The 1,913-nt window shown below is 55.6% G+C and carries 1 protein-coding gene; it reads right to left on the minus strand.

Features of this window, described 5'->3' with window-relative positions; translation table 11 throughout:
- Positions 1 to 848 precede the first annotated feature (848 nt).
- Positions 849 to 1,724, minus strand: coding sequence for a CPBP family intramembrane glutamic endopeptidase (locus tag C492_RS08855; protein ID WP_049892903.1), 876 nt, complete (start codon positions 1,722 to 1,724; stop codon positions 849 to 851).
- Between the last annotated feature and the right edge of the window lie 189 nt (positions 1,725 to 1,913).

Consider the following 1,913-nt stretch of genomic DNA (forward strand, 5'->3'; position numbering starts at 1 on the left):
GAAGAACTTCGCCGAGTCGTCAGCAACAATGAGATGATCTCACGGGCTCACGCTGTGCCGGCTGTCGAGACTTCGGGGTAAACTCATACAATGAAAGAAACCAATGAGACGACAGCGTATCGAGTCACGATCACTCTCGATAGTGCCGAGCTCCCCGTCGACGAGCAAGCCCGCAACGCGCTTCTTACCTGCAGATGCGAACTGAGGGTTGATACTGCTACAATCTGCGGGAGATGGTAACAGACTCGTACTAAACAAGGGCGCACATGTACTACTATAACGAGAAACAGAGGTTGACATCCTCCCCGCCCTAAAGGGCGGGGCTTTCTCCTTGACTTTCCGTAACCAAGTGCAGGTACTGCAGGCAAGATCTCTACGACCATGATCCGGTCTTTGTGGCCGAGTTTGAGAATGGTGCACCGATCCAGAAAAAAAGTTCTGTGATATGAACCGCAAGCGCATACCCGCGTCTTCAGACGCGGGTCGAGCGGTAGACCCGGTGCATTGTCTGGCCTCGATGACCAGACTGGATTCCCATCGCAACCGCTTTGGTGTGGTCCAACATAACAGTGTGTGTGACGAATACCGTGAGATGCCGTCCCCGAACCACAAGGGGTGGCGAGCCAGCGGTGGTTCGCACGGCGATGACATGGTATTCGACGGGGCCTGTTTGACCGGGCCACAGCCTTATACGAGGGAGGAAACGAGAGTTCCTCCGGTATGCTGCCGGTTCCCTCTGAGTGCGGGTTGGAACCTCGAACGCCACACTTGGCGGAAATCCGATGGTCGGATTCCACGGTCTTCAGGCCGTGGAGGAGGTCAATGTGAGGAGGATCGTACGTTTCCACTCATCGCTTCTCACCCCCTAGGTGAGCTACTCCCGGTATCTCACCGCGAGCGAGGGATTCCCGGCCGAAGTACGCCACAATAGCGACGACGACGAGGAGTGTGACCGCAAGCTGTGTAATGGTGACCGTTGCGACGGCAGTTTCGACGATGACATCATCGACGACGAGTTGATCGGGAGCCAGCGGGAGGAGGATGTCGGCGGTGTTCACCATGGCGTGGAGGACCATCACAATCAGCACGCTCCCAGTGCTGTTGTAGGCCCACGCGAGGATGATTGACAACAGGATAATACCGACGAACCAACCGACTTGATTGACAACGGTGAATCCGGAATGGGGGGCGAAAGGGATAAAAAAGTACGGGAGGTGCCAGACGGCCCAGATCACGCCGATAATGAGACTCGCTGTCAGCGCATCGTATCGGTCATTGAGATAGGGTTGCGCGAACCCGCGCCACCCCGGCTCTTCGTTCAACCCACCGCTAACGGTGAGACCAAATAGGAAGACGATGGCGATCAGAACGGGCGACTGGAAGGGTTGATCGAGATCGACCGGTCCGCCGATAATCAGGAGAACAACCGTGGTGACCATCACGATAGCGACCGGGACGCCGAACGCGGCAATCCACCAGCGCCAGCCGACCCGCCACCGGAAGATCTGGCGTGCCCAAGCTCTGACCCCGTCGCCCCGCAACCACGTGACTGCCGCTGCACTCACTAGTGGGCCAAAACTGCCGATGTAGATGAGGATCCACGGAGTCCAACCTTCTTCCATGAACGCTGCCGGAGCTGAGACGATCCATGTGAATGCGTAAGCGCCAACGACAAATGCAGCAACAGGATGAGTATCTATCCGGGGAAACCGATTGCTCGACATGTGACGTAATAAACTACACTATACTAATAAACATGTCGCTTCGATTATGTTTTATCAACACAATCACGCTTCCGAATTTGAGATGAGACACTGACATGATTGTCGGTACTTCCCGAACGTCGCTTCGTGAACTGTGCTGAGCCATGGATGAACAGAGCGAATGCCGGTGTAGTAACTGAGTGAACAGGA

It is taken from the genome of Natronococcus jeotgali DSM 18795 (assembly GCF_000337695.1).
In the GTDB taxonomy this organism is placed as follows: domain Archaea; phylum Halobacteriota; class Halobacteria; order Halobacteriales; family Natrialbaceae; genus Natronococcus; species Natronococcus jeotgali.

Bases quoted from the DNA above. Each gene is read 5' to 3' on its own strand.
- C492_RS08855 (WP_049892903.1), bottom strand. From the start codon at position 1,724: ATGTCGAGCAATCGGTTTCCCCGGATAGATACTCATCCTGTTGCTGCA.